The organism is Nostoc sp. GT001 (assembly GCF_030382115.1).
Lineage (GTDB): Bacteria > Cyanobacteriota > Cyanobacteriia > Cyanobacteriales > Nostocaceae > Nostoc.
Map to the genome: position 1 here is coordinate 7,138,540 of NZ_JAUDRJ010000003.1, position 21,063 is coordinate 7,159,602.

17 protein-coding genes are annotated in these 21,063 nt (G+C 40.1%); 8 read left to right on the plus strand and 9 right to left on the minus strand.

The window, feature by feature from the left end; genetic code table 11:
- Window positions 1-14: 14 nt before the first annotated feature.
- On the minus strand, window positions 15-794 hold the full coding sequence (locus QUD05_RS33155) for a nucleotidyl transferase AbiEii/AbiGii toxin family protein (protein ID WP_289799750.1): 780 nt from the start codon (window positions 792-794) through the stop codon (window positions 15-17).
- A complete protein-coding gene (locus QUD05_RS33160) occupies window positions 791-1,027 on the minus strand; it encodes a hypothetical protein (RefSeq protein WP_289799751.1) in 237 nt (78 codons plus the stop codon). The genes QUD05_RS33155 and QUD05_RS33160 overlap by 4 nt, the downstream gene beginning before the upstream one ends.
- 163 nt (window positions 1,028-1,190) lie before the next feature.
- Here QUD05_RS33160 and QUD05_RS33165 point away from each other — a divergent pair, with 163 nt between their 5' ends.
- Window positions 1,191-1,769: a pentapeptide repeat-containing protein gene (locus tag QUD05_RS33165; protein WP_289799752.1), complete on the plus strand. Its 579-nt coding sequence runs from the start codon at window positions 1,191-1,193 to the stop codon at window positions 1,767-1,769.
- Window positions 1,770-1,926: 157 nt separating this feature from the next.
- Here QUD05_RS33165 and QUD05_RS33170 read toward each other — a convergent pair whose 3' ends face one another.
- Window positions 1,927-3,183, minus strand: coding sequence for a glycosyltransferase (locus tag QUD05_RS33170; protein WP_289799753.1), 1,257 nt, complete (start codon window positions 3,181-3,183; stop codon window positions 1,927-1,929).
- A gap of 168 nt (window positions 3,184-3,351) precedes the next feature.
- Here QUD05_RS33170 and shc point away from each other — a divergent pair, with 168 nt between their 5' ends.
- Window positions 3,352-5,268, plus strand: a complete 1,917-nt coding sequence (gene shc, locus QUD05_RS33175; RefSeq protein ID WP_289799754.1) for a squalene--hopene cyclase — start codon at window positions 3,352-3,354, stop codon at window positions 5,266-5,268.
- A gap of 274 nt (window positions 5,269-5,542) precedes the next feature.
- Here shc and QUD05_RS33180 read toward each other — a convergent pair whose 3' ends face one another.
- On the minus strand, window positions 5,543-5,989 hold the full coding sequence (locus tag QUD05_RS33180; RefSeq protein ID WP_289799755.1) for a TOBE domain-containing protein: 447 nt from the start codon (window positions 5,987-5,989) through the stop codon (window positions 5,543-5,545).
- 374 nt (window positions 5,990-6,363) lie between these two features.
- Here QUD05_RS33180 and QUD05_RS33185 point away from each other — a divergent pair, with 374 nt between their 5' ends.
- Window positions 6,364-7,161: a hypothetical protein gene (locus tag QUD05_RS33185; RefSeq protein WP_289799756.1), complete on the plus strand. Its 798-nt coding sequence runs from the start codon at window positions 6,364-6,366 to the stop codon at window positions 7,159-7,161.
- A gap of 428 nt (window positions 7,162-7,589) precedes the next feature.
- Here the strand turns inward: QUD05_RS33185 and QUD05_RS33190 are convergent, their stop codons facing one another.
- On the minus strand, window positions 7,590-8,249 hold the full coding sequence (locus QUD05_RS33190) for a sugar transferase (protein WP_289800133.1): 660 nt from the start codon (window positions 8,247-8,249) through the stop codon (window positions 7,590-7,592).
- 468 nt (window positions 8,250-8,717) lie between these two features.
- The gene (locus QUD05_RS33195) at window positions 8,718-9,533 is read right to left on the minus strand and encodes a WecB/TagA/CpsF family glycosyltransferase (protein WP_289799757.1); all 816 of its coding nucleotides are present in this window, start codon (window positions 9,531-9,533) and stop codon (window positions 8,718-8,720) included.
- 992 nt (window positions 9,534-10,525) lie between these two features.
- On the opposite strand from QUD05_RS33195, the gene QUD05_RS33200 reads away from it, so the two are divergent.
- Window positions 10,526-10,819, plus strand: coding sequence for a hypothetical protein (locus tag QUD05_RS33200; protein ID WP_289799758.1), 294 nt, complete (start codon window positions 10,526-10,528; stop codon window positions 10,817-10,819).
- A 2-nt stretch (window positions 10,820-10,821) separates the two neighbouring features.
- Here the strand turns inward: QUD05_RS33200 and QUD05_RS33205 are convergent, their stop codons facing one another.
- The 3 genes from QUD05_RS33205 to QUD05_RS33215 form a co-directional block, all read right to left on the minus strand.
- Window positions 10,822-11,502 carry a response regulator gene (locus QUD05_RS33205; protein WP_289799759.1) on the minus strand — a complete coding sequence of 227 codons (681 nt, stop codon included), beginning with the start codon at window positions 11,500-11,502 and terminating at the stop codon, window positions 10,822-10,824.
- Window positions 11,492-12,943: a sensor histidine kinase gene (locus tag QUD05_RS33210; protein WP_289799760.1), complete on the minus strand. Its 1,452-nt coding sequence runs from the start codon at window positions 12,941-12,943 to the stop codon at window positions 11,492-11,494. Before QUD05_RS33210 ends, QUD05_RS33205 begins: the two co-directional genes overlap by 11 nt.
- A gap of 384 nt (window positions 12,944-13,327) precedes the next feature.
- Window positions 13,328-15,466 carry a hypothetical protein gene (locus tag QUD05_RS33215; protein ID WP_289799761.1) on the minus strand — a complete coding sequence of 713 codons (2,139 nt, stop codon included), beginning with the start codon at window positions 15,464-15,466 and terminating at the stop codon, window positions 13,328-13,330.
- Between the two features lie 307 nt (window positions 15,467-15,773).
- Between QUD05_RS33215 and QUD05_RS33220 the strand changes: the two genes are divergently transcribed.
- The 4 genes from QUD05_RS33220 (at window position 15,774) to QUD05_RS33235 (ending at window position 21,018) form a co-directional block, all read left to right on the plus strand.
- Window positions 15,774-17,222: a GumC family protein gene (locus tag QUD05_RS33220; protein ID WP_289799762.1), complete on the plus strand. Its 1,449-nt coding sequence runs from the start codon at window positions 15,774-15,776 to the stop codon at window positions 17,220-17,222.
- Between the two features lie 440 nt (window positions 17,223-17,662).
- The gene (locus QUD05_RS33225) at window positions 17,663-18,511 is read left to right on the plus strand and encodes an O-antigen ligase family protein (RefSeq protein WP_289799763.1); all 849 of its coding nucleotides are present in this window, start codon (window positions 17,663-17,665) and stop codon (window positions 18,509-18,511) included.
- A gap of 47 nt (window positions 18,512-18,558) precedes the next feature.
- Entirely contained in the window at window positions 18,559-19,830 is a 1,272-nt protein-coding gene (locus tag QUD05_RS33230; protein ID WP_289799764.1) for a lipopolysaccharide biosynthesis protein, read from the plus strand.
- Window positions 19,831-19,953: 123 nt separating this feature from the next.
- Window positions 19,954-21,018, plus strand: coding sequence for a polysaccharide pyruvyl transferase family protein (locus tag QUD05_RS33235; protein ID WP_289799765.1), 1,065 nt, complete (start codon window positions 19,954-19,956; stop codon window positions 21,016-21,018).
- Window positions 21,019-21,063 lie beyond the last annotated feature (45 nt).

Here is a 21,063-nt window from a genome sequence, read left to right on the forward strand (position 1 = left end):
CGATCGCTATCTGTTTAAGAATCTTCTCGTTTTTCAATTTGTGTTTCTAAGTTGGCAAAGATATCATGTTGTTCTCGAAAAGTCCTTGGAGTGTGAGATAAACCTAAATCTGTAGATAGCAAATCAATACCGTCGATAATTTTGGGTATCTGAGATCGATCGACTTGCAGACTGAGAAAGCATTTCTCCCTGTAATCTGGTCTTCCCTGAAATAGTGCGATCGCTCTTTTCAAAGGGCGCATAACCTCATAGGCTTTTTCAGCCTTCTCAATTGATGCTTGAGGGATTGGAGATTGCAGCCTGAGAATTGCTAAATCAATTAAATCTCTTGCCTCAACACTGTTATCCATGTAACGGTCAGAATTTGACAGCAGCTTAGAGGTAAAACAGTCATTGGAGCTTAAGCAGGGAACGAGTGACCAGTTTAGATATCTTGGTGGGTCTAGTTGAAAACGAGTTTCGGCAATAATTTCCGTTTTAATCGGCACATCATCTACAATAACTATCATCCGAATTCCATATTGGTCAGTTGTGCTACGTCCAACTTGAATTTTACTTAAATCACGAAATAATGCTTCATGCCCACTCTCAAATACTACTGTACGCAGATATTTGTAGCCTTCTGTACCAACAGAAGCGATAAAATCAACATCCTTACTCCAGCGATATTCTTCAAACTCAAAAGCTAGAAGGGTTCCGCCACCGAAGTAAGCAGAACCCTTCCTAAGTATGTCTGAATCTAAGGATTCAAGAACGGTAAGAATTTTATTATGATGTTCAAATCTGGAGGTCATAAATAAACTTGCAACCAGGATTTATAGCGTCTGGCGAGTTCTTGAAGAAAATTGAGTTCTTCACCCTCAAGATTATTAAATAGGTTGCGATATTGCCAACCACGCTCGTAGCGACTCAGCATTTCTTCTGGAGTAAACCGATATACATCAGCAGTTTGCCAACAAATTGACTCCAGAAAAGGCAGATTTTTGGGGACAATAACAGGATTATTTGTTGGTATTGCGGTTGTCATAATTTTTTGAATCAATCACTTCCAGCTTACTTTAATTTTAGCTATAAGGAATTGAGTAAACTTAAGAAATGTTAATGTTACTGAAATTGAAATATAGTTCATTCCAGAATTTATTGCGGAGGTCTATAGATGAGGAGAACTGCTGAGGAGTTGCTCCAGCGATATGCTGCTGGGGAGAGATTTTAGTGGGGTTGACTTGGAAGGAGCTAACTTGGTTAGAGCTAATTTGAGTGAAGCCAAGTTGAGGAGAGCTAATTTAGCTAGAGCCAGTTTGAGAGAAGCTAATTTGCCATATATTGTTCTCGAAGATGCCAACTTGGAAGGGGCTGACTTGATCGGTGCCAATCTTGAAGATGCTAGGTTGATGCGTGCCAATTTGAGTTACACCAATTTGCGAGGTGTCGATTTGAGAGGAGCAATTTTGTCTAATGCCAACTTGACCAGCGCTAACCTGAGATGTGCTAATTTGGCTTGCTCCTCCTTGGATGGCGCTAATCTGACCAATGCTGATTTTTCGGGGGCTGTTTTGGACAGTGCTACCTTGACTGAAGTTGAGTTCGCTGGGATTAATTTGGATTGGACTATCCTGACCAATACTGATTTTCGGGGAGCCAAGAAACTGGGTATTCCACCCTTGGAACAAACTGGAATGCTCTTTCCCAGTAGTAGAGGCGCTCTGTTCTTGGAAACCTCGTTTCCAGATGGTGAGATCATCCAAGGTCCATACTACAGAAATCCCTGAATCTACCAGATCATCAGTCATTGAAGTTTCAGCTAGTAAAGATGATTTAAGAGGTGAATCAATAGGTTTGTTTTTATTATTAACACGTAAAATCATCTTATTTTGAATAAAGTTTTTTGCTTCTTGATTCAAATTTTTAAATCTAATTTTATCCCAGCTATGAATTATCTGGGTTTGGGTACACTCTTCCTTTCCAAGCGCCGCCGCGCCCTTGCCAGTGACGGAGTGCTGAGTCTAGAGTCATCAGGGTATAAAGAAAAGCGATCGCAGGTAAACTAAAAGCGAACCAGACAGAACATTTATAAAAGCGGATCGTCGGATAGTAAGCGAAAGTCATTAATAGCCATCCTAATAAACCTGTAAGTGCGATCGCCCAATTACCCCAAACTGCACCTAGAATTACACACACAGGTGGAACTAGATAAATCACAGGCATTCCTACCAAAGTTCCCAATAGTAGTAATGGAGAATAATTCAATTGGGTATAAGCACTACGAGCAACCATATCCCAAATCGTCGCCAGCGAGTCATAAGGGCGCAAACTACGAGTTAAGCTACTCAAACCTAGCCAGATACGCCCTTGGCTGGGGATTAGGGAGTGGGGATTGGGTTTAGTAGTTCCCCTTGTCCCTTTGTCCCCTTGTCCCCTTGTCCCCTTGTCTTCCCCACTCTTCTTAACAGCCATCGCCAGAGCGCAATCGTCGATTAAAGCTTGACGAATGACTTGAATACCGCCGATTCGCTCTAAAGCTTCACGGGCGATCAGAATTGATCCCCCAGCGGCGGCGGCTATGGGATTATTGGGATTATTCACTAAACGAAAAGGATAAAGTTTTTGGAAGAAAAAGACGAAAGCTGGAATCAAAAGTTTTTCCCAAAAGCTTTCACACCTGAGTCGCACCATTACAGAAACCAAATCTAAATCTTCCTGCACAGCTTTGGCTACGAGTCGGCGGAGATTACCAGGATCGTGTTCGATATCTGCGTCAGTCAGCAAAAAATAGTCAGGTGCTAATAAACTCGCACTTTTGATACCTTGCTCAACTGCCCAAAGTTTACCAGACCAACCAGGAGGCAGTGATTCACCTGAGATAATATGCAATTGCTGGGGTTTCCCTACAGCGTGTGCAACTCCTTCAGCAAAATTTGCTGTCCGATCTGTGCTGCGATCGTCTACCAAAAACACGTTGAAAGAACCAGGATAATCTTGAAGTAAGAGCGATCGCAAACTAGTTGGTATTAACTCAGCTTCGTTACGCGCTGGAACTACAGCACAAACCACAGGTAAAGATTCTAGCTGAGTTTCTGTAACCTCTAATTGCTGGTCTGTCCGCCAAAACTGTCCCCAAAAACACAGTAATCCTAACCAAATTGTCAAGGATAACAGCATCAATCCTAATACAATTACATCCATGACTGTCGCTTTGCTCCAATTCAAAATTCAAAATTCAAAAAAAAGAATGACCTATTGCAAATTTTCAGTGACTCAGACACAATACTATCTCTACTGATAGAGGAAAAAAATTTTACTTGAGTGCCGGATTCAAAACTAGTTTTGGGTGTTGAGGTTAAATAGTTTTTGATGCAAACACAAGACAGGTTAAAAGTCAATCAAGTCGCAACAGCGATCGCAGCTAGCCAAGAATATCTGCTTTCAATTCAAAATCCGGCAGGTTATTGGTGGGCAGAGTTAGAATCTAATGTCACCATCACTGCTGAAGTCGTTCTCCTGCATAAGATTTGGGGAACAGACCAAACCAGACCTTTACACAAAGTTGAAGCATATTTGCGTCAAGAGCAACGGCAGCATGGCGGCTGGGAACTTTATTATGGTGATGGTGGAGAACTTAGCACCTCGGTTGAAGCCTACATGGCTCTAAGATTGCTAGGCGTACCAGCAACCGATCCGGCGATGATTCGGGCGCAAGCTTTTATTCTCCAACGGGGTGGGATCAGCAAAACTCGGATTTTTACCAAGTTGCACTTAGCTTTGATTGGCTGCTACAACTGGCGCGGTATTCCCTCGCTACCACCTTGGATAATGCTGTTGCCAAAAGCTTTTCCTGTCAATATCTACGAGATGTCTAGCTGGGCACGTTCCAGTACTGTACCGTTGCTGATTGTATGCGATCGCAAACCTGTTTATCTCACCGACTCAGCTATCAACCTAGATGAACTTTACGCTGAAGGTATTGATCGAGTCCAGTGGGAATTGCCTCAAAGTGGTGATTGGACAGATTTATTCCTCACCCTCGATCAAGGATTCAAGTTGGCAGAAAGCCTTAATTTAGTACCCTTTCGTCAAGAAGGCATCAAAGCCGCCGAAAAATGGATTTTAGAGCGCCAAGAAGCTACAGGCGATTGGGGCGGCATTATTCCAGCGATGCTGAATTCAATGCTAGCTTTGCGGTGTCTGGATTATGACCGAAACGATCCCATTGTGGAACGAGGTTTGCAAGCAATTGATAACTTTGCCATTGAAACCGAGGATAGCTACCGGGTACAGCCTTGTGTTTCACCTGTTTGGGATACGGCTTGGGCAATGCGTGCTTTAGTAGAATCTGGCTTTGCACCTGATCATCCAGCTGTCGTCAAGGCTGGAGAATGGTTATTACAAAAACAAATTTTAGATTACGGAGATTGGGCTGTAAAAAATCGCCAGGGAAAACCAGGGGCTTGGGCGTTTGAGTTTGAAAATCGCTTTTATCCCGATGTAGACGACTCGGCTGTAGTGGTGATGGCGCTACATTTGGCGAAACTCCCGAATGAAAAAATCAAGCAAGCTGCGATCGCTCGTGCCTTAAACTGGATTGCATCTATGCAATGTAAACCAGGTGGTTGGGCTGCTTTTGATTTGGATAACGATCAAGATTGGCTTAACTCAATTCCCTATGGCGATTTGAAAGCGATGATCGATCCAAACACCGCAGATGTTACGGCTAGAGTACTAGAAATGCTGGGTGCTTGTGATTTGTCAATTGATAGTGATAATTTAGAGCGATCGCTTACTTATCTTCTACGCGAACAAGAAACTGAAGGCTGTTGGTTTGGTCGTTGGGGTGTAAATTATATCTACGGCACCAGTGGCGTTTTGTCAGCCTTAGCGTTAATCGATCCTCAAAGGCATAAAAAAAGTATAGAACGAGGAGCAGCTTGGTTAGTTGGATGCCAAAATCCAGATGGTGGTTGGGGCGAGACTTGCCGCAGCTACGACGATCCTAGTCTCAAAGGCAAAGGAAATAGTACTGCATCTCAAACTGCTTGGGCTTTAATTGGCCTTTTGGCAGCAGGTGAAGCAACAGGTAAATTAGCTCTTGATGCGATCGAGCGAGGAATTGGCTATCTGGTGGCAACTCAACAGCCCGATGGTACTTGGTTTGAGGCGGACTTTACAGGTACTGGCTTCCCTTGCCATTTTTATCTTAAGTATCATATGTATCAACAATACTTTCCTTTAATCGCACTAGGTCGCTATCAAGCAGCGATTAAAGAAGGTTAATATTCGTTTTCAGTAAGGTAGCACACCTACGCTACCTTATCGTGTATTCCATTTATACGAAAATAGCTATTATATCATGTCCCCTTGGTTACTTATTAAACCTCAAGAACCCCACCCCGCCAAAGCTATGCTTTGTCTCCCCTCCCCGCAGGCGGGGAGTGGGGTGCAATGACTGTGGAAATCATAACTAATTACCCGGACATGATATTACATAAGCGATCGCATCAAATATATTTACTCAAGTAAAGAAAGTTTATGCTCTTAATATTTAATTCTATTCTCTAGCAATGACAATATCGTTAGATTTAATAACCGCATAAGCTTCTTTTCCCTCAGATAATTCCAACTCTTCTGCGGAAGCTCTGGTGATAATGGAAGTTAATTCTACTTTGTGAATAATCTCCAGAGTAACCTCACTATTAACTGCTCCAAAAACAACTCGTTTAACCACACCTTTAAGAATATTGCGAGAGCTAACTTTTAGTGATTTCTTGTGAATACTACTTTCTATATCAGGCTTTTGAGTGTAATAGATATCTTCCTGTTTTTCTTGCTGAGTTGCTGGTGATATTGGTGTTGATGACTGCTGAGTGAGACTACGCACGAGTTCCCGCAGAATCTCAGTCTTGGTGCGTTGAGACTGTTCGCAGAACTCCTCTAGAATCTTCCGCTCATCCTCTGAAGTTTGAAATGTAACCCATCCTTGTTCTTTTCTTGGCATAATAATATTATCAATTTTGGTTATCTTGGTAAAATTCTACCAAGTGTCAATTCGATACGTCGTTTTAGTAATAACATTTTTTTGTCGGTATTTTCGGCATTTTTATCGCAAACTAATCAACTATTCTCATATAGTTAACTACATATACATTTATTTTTTTGTAGATGCGAAATATTTTGTTACTTGAAATTGTCTAAATTATCACTAAAATGATACCAACTAAGATGGTATAACATTGGTCTATGGTATTTGTTGGGATAGNCTACGCTTACGCAAGGATAATCTAACAGAAAATTCCACTGGCGTAGGCGTAGCCCGTCGCAGACATCGCGTGAGTGCCGTAGGATTATTTAACGTGAGTTCACAGCCGGGGGATGAAACACCTAAAATCACGTTCTCAAGACCTGCGGAGTTTATTTGAGAACAATATCACCATTGAATACGTGGCAGAACCCCTAAAAGCTATGCCAGCTGATGCGGAGGCGAAAGAAGTGTTGCATTGGATGCAAGCACAAAATTTTGATGTTATCGGCGTTGAGACGGGAGATATTATTAGTGGTTATGTAGAACGCTCTAGTTTGATCCCAGGCAAAAAAGGTAAATGTAGCGACTATCAACGGGTGTTTCATCCCAAAGAACTAATTGCCATTTCCACCCCACTGATCAAGTTGCTACCCATTTTGCAACAAACTCCGCGATTGTTTGTCTTAGATTGCAATCAGGTAAGTGGTATTGTTACCTGTGGTGATTTGCAGAAAGCACCCGTGCGAATGCTACTCTTTGGCTTAGTAACGCTGCTAGAAATGAATTTGCTGCGGCTGGTGCGGATTTACTATCCCCAAGATTCTTGGCAAAAAGTCCTTAAACCTGACCGCTTAGAAGTTGCTCAACGACTGTGGCGAGAGAGTCAGGAAAGAAACGAAGCCACCGATTTGTTAGATTATCTGCAATTCTGTGATAAGCGAGAGTTGATTTTAAATCAACCAGAACTTCTCCAGCAACTAGGATTAAAATCAAAACGGTTTGGCGAACGTTTCCTCAAGTCTGCTGAACAGTTGCGAAACCGATTAGCTCACGCCCAAAATTTAGTTAGTGGTTCCTCTTGGACAGAGTTGATTTCTCTAGCAGAAGCGATGGAAAAGCTGTTAATTCATTGTGAGGAAGTTGAGTAAAGATAAATTATCACCAAGACGCGATAAATCGCCGTCTCTACAAAAGAATGATTATTGTAGGGACGGCGATTCATAGCTTAACTTAATTTTGAATAAAGTCGATCTTAAAGGATATTTGAAAAGTTCTGTTGTCGATATTAAAAGTTTTAGCTCCCTCTAAATCCCTGTTTTAAAGGGGATCTTTGATTCCAGTTAGCCCCTTTTTAAGGTGGGTTAGTGGGGATCTAAAAGTGGCTAAAGTCACTACGAAAAAACTTTTCAAACAACCTCTTAAATCCTCTAATTGAGTCAGAGACAATACTTCAATTTGCGATGTCTAGGACGGGCAACTCTTGGAGACAGACTTGCGTTTGCCTACATAATTTTAGAGCAACTATTGCAAGCTTATTTTTGAGTAAACTTATAACTGTTTTTCTGTCAACTGTAGGTTAGCAAGCACCGCTCTTATTTGACACAACTTTTAAAGTTTTCAAGATAAGACTCATATCATAAACGATAGACCACTTACGTTGGTAGTCTAAGTCCATGTGAACAATATCTTCAAAATCTTTAATACTGGAGCGACCATGAGCCTGCCATTCACCTGTCATACCCGGCTTGACATTCAAACGTTCCCAGTGGTGGTTTGAGTAGTGTATCACTTCATTAGGAGTAGGAGGGCGGGTACCGACTAGACTCATTTCTCCCAGCAGTACGTTCCAAAACTGAGGAAGTTCATCTAGGCTAGTGCGGCGGAGAAACTTTCCTACACAGGTAATGCGGGGATCATTCTCATTTTTGAATATCTGATCGCTTTGAGCTTCATTCTTAACTAGATGCTTAAGTTGGTCAGCTCCAACTGACATCGAACGGAATTTCCAAATTCGGAAGTGACGCCCATTCAAACCACAGCGAATTTGACTGTAAAATATAGAACCTGGGCTATCTAACTTAATAGCGATCGCAATAGGAATTACTAAGAATACTGTAATCGATAGCCCAATCACAGCACCCAAGATGTCAATCATTCGCTTGGCTTTACTGATGACAGAGGGATGAACTGGAACTTTAACTTTAGGAAGAGTATGGGTATTATCTAGAACTTGCATATCAAAACGATGAGAAGTAAAGGTATTAGACATAAATAATTACAGGTTTAGTAGGTAAGGTTTATGAACTCGATAATATGTACATTTACTTATTTCAGTAACCTGTAAAAGCGGGAATAAAACTTTTTAATCGGTTAAGCAAGTAAATATGTCACCAGTCAATCTGTTCTTTAAGATATTTGCAATGACGGTAGCGATCAATACTTAATGTTTAAGCATTCAACATCGTTACAACGGCGTCATAATTCTCATAAATTTCAAACACTGAATCCATCTGAGTTAGTTCCAAGATCATCCGAACAGGTGCTTGCAAATTTCAAATTAACGAACGACAGGTACTTGAACGTGTAGACGAAACCCCCTTAAGTAAAGCGGTTAAGCCTAAACTATCTATAAAATCTACTTTGACTAGATGAATCACCTAAAGAGTAGTGTTACAAGCAACTTTTAATCACTCTTGGTGATGAATTAAAAGTTCAAATCGTTTTCAAATCCAGACTTATTTCGTGCAGCTAATGTGATTTGGCTACTTTGTTCTTCACTTTGGCGTCGAGCAAACGCGTAGGTTAGTACTAAACGTAAAAAGATCAAGTTGCCTAGAAGATAGCGCTGCCAAAGTCGAGTCGGTTCCATTGCCAGTCGCCACAGCCACTCCATACCAACAGAGCGAATTGGATAGGGGGCACGAGCCACACGTTCAGCCATAAAATCGAACAGACCACCCACACCCATACAAGTGATACGAGGCAATTGGCTAGCATATTGGTTAATCCAAATTTCCTGTAGGGGTACGCCCATCGCCACTAACAGCAGGTGCGGGCGGGCTATCCGAATACTCTCTAATACTTGCTGCGTTTGTGATTCAGGAAAATAACCGTGCTGAGTTCCAGCAATTATCAATCCAGAATATGCTTTCTTGAGGTTAGCTGCCGCTTCTTCAGCGACACCCGGCTTACCACCTAAAAAATAGACTGATAAACCTTTTGCTGCCCCTTCTTTGCACAAAGCCGGAACTAAATCAGTGCCATTGAGATTATGCACCAATGGTGTACCCAATAAAGCACTACCCCAACGAACTCCGCTCCCATCTGCCAACAACAAATCACTCTGTTCTAACGCCTTTGCCAATGCTGGGTTTTTGGCAGCAGTTACCATAGTGTGGGCGTTAGCATAATACACTCGACCACCCTGCCGCTTCAGCAACTGCGCCAGTAATAGTTCAATCGCCTCGTATAGAGGCATACGATCAAAATCAGTATCGAGAAAACTAACTCGGTCTGCCATATAATTTAATGCTCGCCATCTGGAGTTTCAAAATAGTAGGATTCAGAGCATTGCCCATATTTTCTGCTCACCGGAAATTTACTGACAGTGTTATACATTAATCGACACAAAAAATTGTGGCTGCTGGTAAGTGAGCATTACCTGCAACAAAGCTGAAATCTTTAATCTGTCAGGGCTTTTGAGATACTTAACTTTTTAATGTGTAAGTACCATAAAAGATTTGATTTAAATTGAGAGTTTATTCACAAGGTTGAGTAAAAACCTAGTGAAACCTACGTATACTTTCGTACGCAAATACCGATATAAAATACTATCTGATGGCTACTTAAATTATTTTTTATACAGTATCCTAATGAGGAATAAAATTATCCAGTTAACTATCCGTTTGGCTGTGGCGTACAGATAGTCTAAATTTCATAATAAGGTAATTAGGCACGATAAAACAAACGTATGTTTAATTTTTTCAAACCTATACAATAACCAATTTATAAGCTACTTGGCGAATTTACATTTCTTCACATAGCTTTGTTTTTTAACGCCGATNNNCTGACTACACCACATAAAAAACTAAAAAAATCAGAGATTTTGCAACTACGGAAATTAAGANNNCAAACAATTAAACAATTATTGCCACGCAGAATTGGTGTTGAACAAATGATATGTNNNGTGAAAATATTTCCAGTAGCGAGTGAGAAGTTTTGTTTATCTCGTCATTTCTATAGTCAGCTAAGAATGGCAGTCTGTGGGCTTGTCAGATTGCAATTTAATTGCTTATGCTCTTTATCTGTTAATGACTTGAGACTGCTTGGGAAAAAATCAATCTTTATTCTTTCTATCTTTCAACTGATGATTTAGCTCAACTTCTTCGCCCAAAGCCTTATTGTTACGTCCATTCAAGGCGGTTAAGCCATCGCACTTCCTTTACGATCGCTAAAACCATTTTCTAGTAGGAATTTCCCATTTGCAGAGAAGTCTAAAGATATGAAAAGACTATGAAAAGACACCGAATTATGGTTGTTGGTAGCAACGTCATGACCGTGCAGCGCGTCAGCAGTCATTGCCTAAAACAAAATGCAGAAGTTTTTCCATATTATTGTATTCCCACGCCGGAAGAGATCGCTTTGTTTGAACCTCATGTATTGGTGTTATGTCTACCCATACCTGAGCAATTCCAGCATCAACTACTTCAGCCTTACATTTTGTGGTCAGAACAACTTGTGAATGACATCTCACCACTGGCTACCACTTTGACAGAATTATCTGACTGTTTACATAAATTCCTATAAGCTTAAATCAACCCTTGGCGTACGGCTAAAGCTGCTGCTTGAACGCGATCGTCAACGCTAAGTTTGTTGAGAACCATACGTACATAAGACTTGACGGTTCCAAGTGAGAGGTAGAGTTGGTTTGCAATCTGCTGGTTTGAGCGTCCTTGTGCAATAAGTTTAAGAATTTCGCGTTCGCGATTACTGAGAATAGGTTGCGCTACTACCTGAGATACAGGAGCATCGGGAGTGACAGCGGTTGACCTAAGCATCCGAGCAACTTTTTGAGCTATTAGAGGATCTAAATAAGCACCACCTTGAAGTATCAATTGAATAACAGCGATGAGCTGTTCCCATTCAATGGTTTTAAGACAGTAACCATCAGCACCAGCTGCAAGCATCCCCATGACCTGGATATCGTCGTCGAAGGCACTTAAGGCTAGAACACAAGTAGTCAAGCAGTTACTTTTTATGTGCTGGGTGGCTGTAATCCCATCCATAACTGGTAGATCGATATCCATTAAAACTACATCTGGTTGGAGTTGACTAGCTAATTCAACAGCCTCTCCACCGTCTAATGCCTCTCCAACTATACTAAAACCAGGTTCTAGGCTAAATTGCCCTTTCATCCCTCGGCGGATTAAAGCGTGATCGTCAACTAATAGAACCCGCACAGTTTTCTCTTTGTCAATATTAGGTATCATTATTACTACATCTGTTTATATTCTGTTCATCGTTGCAATCAAGTTTATTTATGGCACTTGGGAGAGTAAACCAGAAAGTACTTCCCTTTCCAAGAGAACTTTCTACACCAATGTTTCCTCCGTGAGCCTCAATAATTTGACGACATAAGTACAGACCAAGCCCACTTCTGCCACGATGCCCTCGTCCTTGAATAAAGCGGTGGAATAGCTTTTCCTGAGCTTGCTGTGCAATTCCTGAACCGTAATCACGCACCGAAACCCGCACTTGCTCTTCTCCATCAGGCGTTATCTCAATCAGAATTTCCCCGTTAGGCTTACTTACTCGCACAGCGTTATCAAGTAAGTTTTGTAGAACCCTTTGAATTTCTAGTTCATCACCATAGACAGTTGGCAACAATTGAGAAGTTTTACAAATGAAGGCTAACTCACGTGTAGATGTTGCTTTTATTTGACTAATTACTTTAATTAAAATCTTTTCCCAATTCAGGCGATCGCACATTAAACAAGCGCTGCGTGCTTCATAACGGGAGATATCTAAAAGGAGTTCCACAAGCTTAAGCAGATCCTCATTAGCTTCATGGTACTCTTGAAAAACTTCCTTCCAAGTGTCATTTACTGAACCAAAAGCTCCTTTGAGCATACAATCTAAAGTGTTGCGAGTGGCAAGTAAAGGAATACGTAGGTCGTGGGAAAGTGCAGATATCATGTCTTCAAGCTGTTGGTTACGCACCTCAATACTTTGTTGACGATGACGAGTCTTATCTGCGATCGCGTTAAGAACTCCAGCTAGTTGCCCAATCTCATCTTTAGAAGAATGGGATAGTTGCACTTCCATTTGTCCCGCTTGCCAAAGTTTGCAAACTTGTGTCAATTTGCTTAATGGAAGTTTGACTCGCCAATGCAACAACTGGAGATTTAAAATTGCTCCTAACAAAATGATTAATGTGCTGAAAATATTGCTCGCAGTGTTAATATTATTCAAATACTGTACGCGATTTTTGCGAACCCTCAAAAGCATTTCTTCGTGCTGAATGAGTTTCCCAATCTCGTTGTGCAAGGAATCAAATAAAGTGCTTTTTGTTAGAGCAGAGTTGCTCACAGAACCAGAAAGCGTTTTTTGCTTCAACTCCCTTTGCCACTGGTTATAGATATATCTAATTTTATTGAGTTGTTTTATTTGATCGGGGTTGTCTTGTACGAGATTGTACAGATGGTTGAAGCTGTTGTGAAAGCTGGGCCTCTTCTGACGATCATCTATAAGATTAGTTTGTCCCTGAGTGGAATTTTCTAGAAAACCTTTTTCTTGATTATCGATCACAGCATTGAGTAGACGTTCTCCTTCTCGCCCTACGAGTAAAGCATGAGTTACCCGATCGTATACTTCATGATTTAGGTGTGCTATCAAGAGGTTGAAGACTTGCTGTCCGAATAAACACAACACTAGCAGTAAAATACTAGTATGCAGAGGGTTTAAAAAATTACCTTTCCTAGATGAATGAATTAAGAAAGGTATCAAGCTAATAGCTATCACTACCTAATATCTCTACCACCTTAATTAAAGTTACCTAGAATACTACTTAAAACCCGTATATTGCAGCATCGCAAAAGCTTTGCTGATGTTAAGCTGTCATTTCATAAGCGTTAACTATACATATACTACATATCTGTATACCTCATACTAACAACCTAATTGTATTAAATAACGTCGCAAAAATCATACTACTATGTTTTTTACAAAAATTAACATAGAGTACAAAAATTAATAATCTTTTAGCTTTGTGGTTTTCTTCCAGCTGATGTCAGTTGTACAAACAAGAGTATTTTTTTACAGGCTACCTCGATATATTCCTCTACCGTTAGTGCCAATAAAGACTAGTCCGAATTTCTGCCAGCTAGCCTCCATTACATTCGGCTCATTGCCCATAGGTTGGTGTAAAAAGGCGATATTTATCCATGTTTTTCCTTTGTCGAGAGAGCGAAATACTCCTTGGTTCATACCAGCAATTTCCCCATACAAATACAGTGCAGGAATTTTGCTTCCATTCCGTGCCTTTCCAAGAGCGAATAAATAAGCTTTCTTCACTTTCGGAATATGGGCAAAGTTCACACCACCATTTGTTGAGCGATAAAGTCCGTGAGAGTTAAGACTGAGCCAGACTTCGCCATTAACCCCCGGAACTGTTTTGAGCATAGACCAACTTTCTGAAGGCAATGATGAGTTTACAATCCTAAAGGATGCGCCTCCATTCTTACTACGGTATAAATTGCCACGACTGTAATAGTAAAAAGTGTTGCCATCTAATGTGTCAGCTACTAATGGTTGACCCCAGTACCACGGGCCTTTAGGGCCTTTGGGTAATCCTGATACTTCGCTCCAAGAAAATCCGCCATTGGTTGTGCGAATCGGCTGTCCTCGATGAACAATTACGACAAATAGATTTGGATTTGTAGCTGACATGGCTACACGCAACGGTATTGTGTTCTTCGGAAACGAGGAAAATTTTTTCCATGTCAGTCCCCCATCTTTCGAAGTTGCTCCCGTATAAATATTGTTCCATCGATTACCACCAACACGTACCATTTGTGAAGGATTGCTTTCGCTATAAGCAAGGCCATAGGTATCCTGAAACCGAGGACTATTTTTGCCACCAAACTGCGTAGATGGGTAGACATCTAGCCCATTGCTGTGGTTAAATCCATCCGTATCAGCAACACCGCTCAACAATTTAGAGCCACTTCGAGGCGAGGCTAGGGCGAAGCTAACTATCTGCTCATGTCCTTTTTCATAGTTCGACCAAACAGATGGCTCTGCGTTGATGTTGTCTGTCCGCCATGTTCCATACCAGTCTGTTAACCATAACCGTCCAGGAGTTTTTGGATCAAACTCAATAGCTGAGGTTGAGGAGGCAAAATACCACTTAGGCCACCAGGGCACTTGAGGTTTCAAGATATGCTGTTTCTGTTGCCATGTAGCTCCACCATTAGTAGATTGAAATATTACACGATCGTTTGTTGTGGAAACATACTGGTCATAAACAATTAAAAGGTGATTGGGATTCTTTGGATCTACAGAAATGGCATTAAATGTAGTTTTCGCGTTACTTGGTGTGATATTGCTCCAAATACCGTTTGCATATTTGCTGACACCTGATGTATGCGTTACATACATAATTCTGCCCTTTGCGAGAGCCATTCGATTCACTTGTGATGGGCTTCCTGGTATTTTGCTCCAGGTAACACCTGCATCAGTGGATTTATATATGCCATCTCCATAGGCATTAGCATAGACTAATCCATACACATTTTTGTTAAATACAATACCTGCAATTCCAATATTTGCTTCCGACTTGTTGGGAAAGGAGCTAACCTTCCCCCATGTTGTACCACCATCTGAAGACTTCCATAGCCCATTCAATCGCGAGCCAAATAAAATAACATTGGAATTAAAGGGATTCACGGCTAGCCTCTCTCCTAGCCAACGTTTAGTTTCATTGCCGCCCATTGGCAAATCTATTTTCAGCTTATTCCAGGTTTTACCGCGATCGCTCGATTTAAAAATTGTTCCTAATCCACTCCAACTGGCAGTATATTTCCCTGCTGCGATGTATACAATATCTGGGTTATTTGGGTCAAGTGCTAAGGCTTCTCCCCCGTAGTAATTGCTGTGTTGCAAGCTAAACATATCTGTTAGCGGAATCCATTTGTAGTCTTTTGAATTCCAACGATAAAAGCCACCCATATCAGTTCTGATATAGACTAAATTTCGCTCTCGTGGATGCAAATAAATGCCTGTAACATAACCACCTCCTCCAATCGATACATTAGCCCAGTGATAGCCTGATGTAGTACTCCAACTCGATTTAAGGGGTGTAAATTTGACGACAATAGCCAGCGTAAGTATAGCAATACAAATTGTTTGCGCTAGCAGCCTCCAAAAACGGCGATCGCTCATTGCTATTTTCATAAGATTTGCAAGTATTTACTTCACTTTACAAGAGGTAAATTAAAGCAAAGTAAATCAGGTACAGCTAGGTGGATATCTAGGTGGATAAATTTATTGAACCCTAAAGGATGCTGTCTGTATTGAGACAATATTGACCATCAGGCAGTTTTGTCATTGCTGTTTAAGAAGGAAACTGACTTAATAAGAATTATTAATAAATATTTAAGCAACGATGTAGTACGATCCTGTAAGTTTACTTAGGCGAATCGCAAAACCCCACCTAGATTTTGTAATTCCGCAGCCAGTTCCCGACTTTAGAGGATTTTTAATGGCCAATCATACAGAAATCTCTGCGGGTTACCCTAGCAGTTTGAGAAAATTAGTAACGAAACAAGGATGTTGGCAGCGTTACTTACTTCTAGGTCTAGCTACCAACATAGCATTTTGGACTTCAACTTTTCTTTATTTAAAGCTTACGCCACCGACCTATACTAGTTCTTCAGCTATTAATCTGCCAGGAGCATGGTCAAATGCCAATATTAATTTACCAAACATTGGCTATGCTAATTATGAAAATGTGTCTCCATACGCTGCTCTTGCTTCTCAAGATCCCAGAGAAATTTATAAATTTATTGCTGAAAGCGACCCTATATTAAAAGCGGCAGCGGATCAGCTTAATATGTCTTTAGAAGAGTTTGGCAAACCTCGGCTCAAGCTAATAATTAATACTTCCATGATGAGCATTGACTTTGAAGGCGCTAGTCCCCAGGAAGCTCGAAATAAATCTTTAGCTTTTTATAAAGCCTTACAAGCAAGACTCAACATACTACGAAATCAAGAAGCTGTTCAAAGAGATATAGGTTATCAAACTTCCCTGATTTCTTCGCAAAACAAATTAGCACTTGCTCATAAGCGCCTTGCCGATTACAAAGCACGTTCGGGTTTGAACTCTGAAGATCAAATTAAGGATCTGACAACCAACATTGAACAGCTACGTAGACAACGAGCTGAAATAATCGGTCAACAGCAACAGGCTAGTACTCGTCTGGCACAATTATCGAATAATTTAAAACTATCTGCTGGACAAGCTACAGATGCTTTTACTCTTCAAACAGACCAGATATTTCAACAGAACTTAAAAAATTATAGTGATGCTACCGCTTCTGTAGTTGTTTTAGAATCCAAATTTTTGCCTAACCATCCAACATTAATTGCAGAGCAAGCGAAAAGAGACGCTGCTCAAGAAGCCCTGCTAGTTCGAGGTCAGTCTCTTTTAGGGCGAAAATTCACTTTGGCAGTTCTAAAGCAGTTAAGCCTTAGTAGCAATAACTCTGGTAACAGCGTTCCTCGAGACGCTCTTTCCCAAGAACTAGTTATAGTTCAGGCAAACCAAAAAGGATTCACCGCTCAAGCTCAAGCAATAGAACAACAGATTAACCAGCTTGAGAGTAGGCTCAAAAATTTAACACAGTTGCAGACCACCTTGGATTCGCTGAAACGAAATGCGCAAATTGCAGAAGCGGTATTTTCCTCCAATTTGACCAGACTAGATATTGGCAAGTCGAATACCTTTGGTTCTTATCCACTGATTCAACTTGTTATACAGCCTACATTACCTGAGAAACCGACTTCACCAAAAGATAAATTGGTTTTACTCGGTTCAACTTTCGGCTCCCTTTTCGTATCCCTTGGGCTGGTGTTACTTTGGTGGCGCGAACGTAAAAATTTAATATCTGATAAGACTGTGAGTACAGAGAGGAAGAGAATGGAACAATGAAACCTCAAAACTTTGAAGAAAGTCTTGTTTGGTATTGGATAATTAGTACCTATGTATTTTATTTTCTTGGGATTTTATATCCTGTAAATTTCGTACTAGCCTGGATACTGTTTTTTTACCTATGTAAGCGGCTTTGGAACCAAACAGCGCGCACTAGTATTGACAAAAAAATCAAAATTTATTGGATGCATTGGGTTTGGATTGTCTCTATTCTGGTCATAGCGATCGCTACCATTTTAGGCTGTATAACTTATGATGTAGGTACAAATCAAACTCTTAGGTCATTAATCAATTGGTTTACAGATTGGGCTTTGCTAGCACTATTTCCATTAAGCGGCTGTCTCAATATTCGACCACAAATAATCTATAGAGCCGTCTGTATCTTATGCCTCCAAAGTTTGATTTTAATTCCCCTTTTTTATCTAGCTTGGATATTACAGTTGCCTGCACACCTATATTCTTCTCCAATTGAAAGATTAATACAGAATGGTGAGCTTTTTTACAATGTAAATCTCTATGGTAGTGATTACGGTACGAATAATGTCCGCCTATTTCTATTCGCACCTTGGGCACCTGCGCTAGGTCTTATTGGAAACATCTACTTTTTCCTTGCTCTTGAAGAACCTAACAAGAAGTGGCGCTGGATTGGTATAGTCAGCTCTCTAGCTATGAGTATAGTATCTGTTTCTCGCTTATCTTTTATAGCTTTACCAATAGTTTTCACATCAGTTTTATTGCTGACAAAAATTACTAAACCTACTACGCAAATTGCGCTCGGATTTGTTAGCTTTTTAGCAGGTATTTTTAGCACGGCAGTTGTTAGTGCTATTAAGGATACTAAAGAAGCATTTTATAATGCTAGACCGGACTCTTCACGAGTGCATGAAGCTTTAGGTGTAATTGCCTTAGAGAAATGGAAAGAAGCTCCTATATGGGGCCACGGTTTTCGAGAAGCACCAGGGCCTAAAGTGTTAGCAGAAATGCCTATCGGCTCTCACCATACTTGGTTTGGCCTCTTGTTTGTTAAAGGGATAGTTGGCTTCATTGCTTTTTTAGTACCAATCTTATTGAGTTTTATAGTTTTGCTGATTAAAGCACAGAAAAGCACAACTGCCAGGGGAGCATTGTATTTTCTTGTTACTCTATTACTTTTTACATTTAATGATAGCCAAGAGGCTTTAGGTTATTTATACTATCCCGGTTTAATCATCATGGGAATTGCATTTAAAGAAGAAGTGCAGGTTCCTAAATCTTCTCTTAATAAGAAGCCTGAAGCTGCTTATACTTAAATTTTAACTTGATAAAAAATATCTAATTGTCTCTTAAGGATGCCCTCATGTTAATCAAAAAGCTCAGGCAAAAAGTATCTAGTCAATATGTGCGTAATATTGGTTGGATGGGGGGAGCAGAGTTAGTAAATCGTGTGTTCCGATTGGGAACAACAGTTACTTTATCTCAACTGTTAAATCCTTACGATTATGGATTGATAGCAATCGTTTTGACTACCAATGAATTTGCAACTGTTTTTACCTTAAGAGCGGGAATTGGATCTAAGATTGTTCAGGCAGCAGAGAAGGATCTGAAAATTATTTGTCAGACATCTTACTGCCTTAATTGGATACTATGTGGAGTAATGTTTATTCTTCAGTGTCTTGCCGCTTTACCAGTTGCTTTGTTTTATAGTAATAACCAAGTTATCTTACCTATCTGCGTTATGGCATTAGTCTACTTAATGCTGCCAATCTTTGCAGTTCAATCTGCCTTAATCCAGCGAGAGAACCGCCTGAAAATTACAGCATTATGCAATGCCACGCAGTCGATTCTAATCAATATTCTCACTATAGCTTTAGCCCTATTAGGGATGGGAATGTGGGCTGTTGTTATACCTATTGTTATTACGACTCCAGTATGGATTGTTATCAATCTGATGAATCATCCTTGGCGTCCTACCATGTCGTTTAGTTTTAGTAAGTGGCAGGAAGTTGTTAGTTATGCTAGAAATATTCTTGGCGTTGAGTTACTAAATAAACTCAGAGCTAATCTTGATTACCTGATCATTGGACGTTTTTTAGGAGTCCAGGCGCTAGGAATTTACTATTTCGCTTTCAATGCTGGGTTAGGAATCAGCATGAATGTCATAAATACAATGACTTGGTCTTTATACCCCCATCTTTGTGCCGCTAGGGGAAACGTTAAGGAGTTTCAAGAACGTTATTTTAGTAGCCTCAAAACATTTGCCTTAATTGTATTTCCATTAGTTTTGTTACAGTCAAGTCTAGCTCCATTTTATGTCCCAATTGTTTTTGGGCAAAAATGGGTAACAGCAATTCCAATATTGATAGTTATCTGTTTGTCAGCGCTACCACGCCCATTTGCAGATGGTGCTTCTATGTTGCTTAACTCTGTAGATAAAAGTCACATTAATCTTTATTGGAACCTAATTTTTACTACGATTTTTACAATTTCATTACTAGTAGCTGTAAAATGGGGAATTTTTTGGGTAGCGGTTGCGGTGCTAATGACTCATCTATTAGCGTTACCTCTTTACAGCATTTGGGCTAGCAAATATGTTTTATCTAGAACTCAATCTTTATCAATCGCAAAATAAAAATTAAATAGCTTTCAGAATTTAGTTAAAGCTAAGTAAAAACTTGGCTTTTTATGTAAATAGCTGCTTCTAGCTACGCTCATTCATTGAAAAATAACGAATAACAACGAGGAACTAAAATTAATGGTTACTACCCAACCGGAACAGCTGAAAGAACTTCTGCATAAATCACTAGGAAAATTAGAGACATTTCAAGAGTGTGCATTACTAGACTATCCTGACTATCCTAATATTGGCGATCACCTTATCGGGTTAGGTACTGTACTTTATTTAATCAATGTGCAAAAAACAAAAATTAAATATACTGCCAGTCCTAACAACTTTTCTAGCCAAGTAATGGAAGAAAGAATTGGAAAATCTCCTATTCTACTGCAAGGAGGAGGGAATTTAGGCGATCTTTGGACTGCTCATCAAAAATTTCGTGAACAGATTATTTCCAAATACCGGGATCAACCAATAATTATCCTACCACAAAGTATTTATTTTGTTGATCCAACCAATTTAATCGAAGCAGCAAATGTATTCAACTCACATCCTAATTTGACTTTGTTTGTCCGTGATGACTACAGCTATGAACTTGCTCTGAAATATTTCTACAATTGTCAGGTAATTAAAGCACCTGATATGGCTTTTGAAATGGTCAACTTACCTGGTCTATTATCGAGAAATAAGCGCAGCAACTCTATTTTGTATCATTATAGAAATGACAAAGAGTTGAATCCAAATAATTCTCAGACTTCTATTAATCTCCCTAACTTAGTTGTAGAAGATTGGACTTCTTTCAAATATGACACAACTGAACGCATGGAGCGCATTCGGGAAGGCTTGCAAAAAGGTACAGTGATTCCTGGTGAGTGGATATACCGACACCTCTGGAAATACTTCCATCATTATTCCTTTGGATTTAATAACTTATATAACTCTTCAATGCATCTTAAATCCTTAAGTTATATGCATCATGGAATGTATCAATTCAAGCAGCATCGTCTAATTATTACAAACCGCTTGCATGGACATATTCTCTGCATTCTTATGGGTATTCCTCATGTCTTTCTACCTAATGCTTACCATAAAAATGAGGCATTTTATCAAGCTTGGACTTACTCAATTCCCTTTTGCAGATTTGTAAAAGAACCTTCACAAATTCAGGTGGCTGCACAAGAATTATTGGAACTATTCCCAAACTAACTGGTTTATGCTCTCCCTACACTAGGACTTACAAAAATCCTTCTA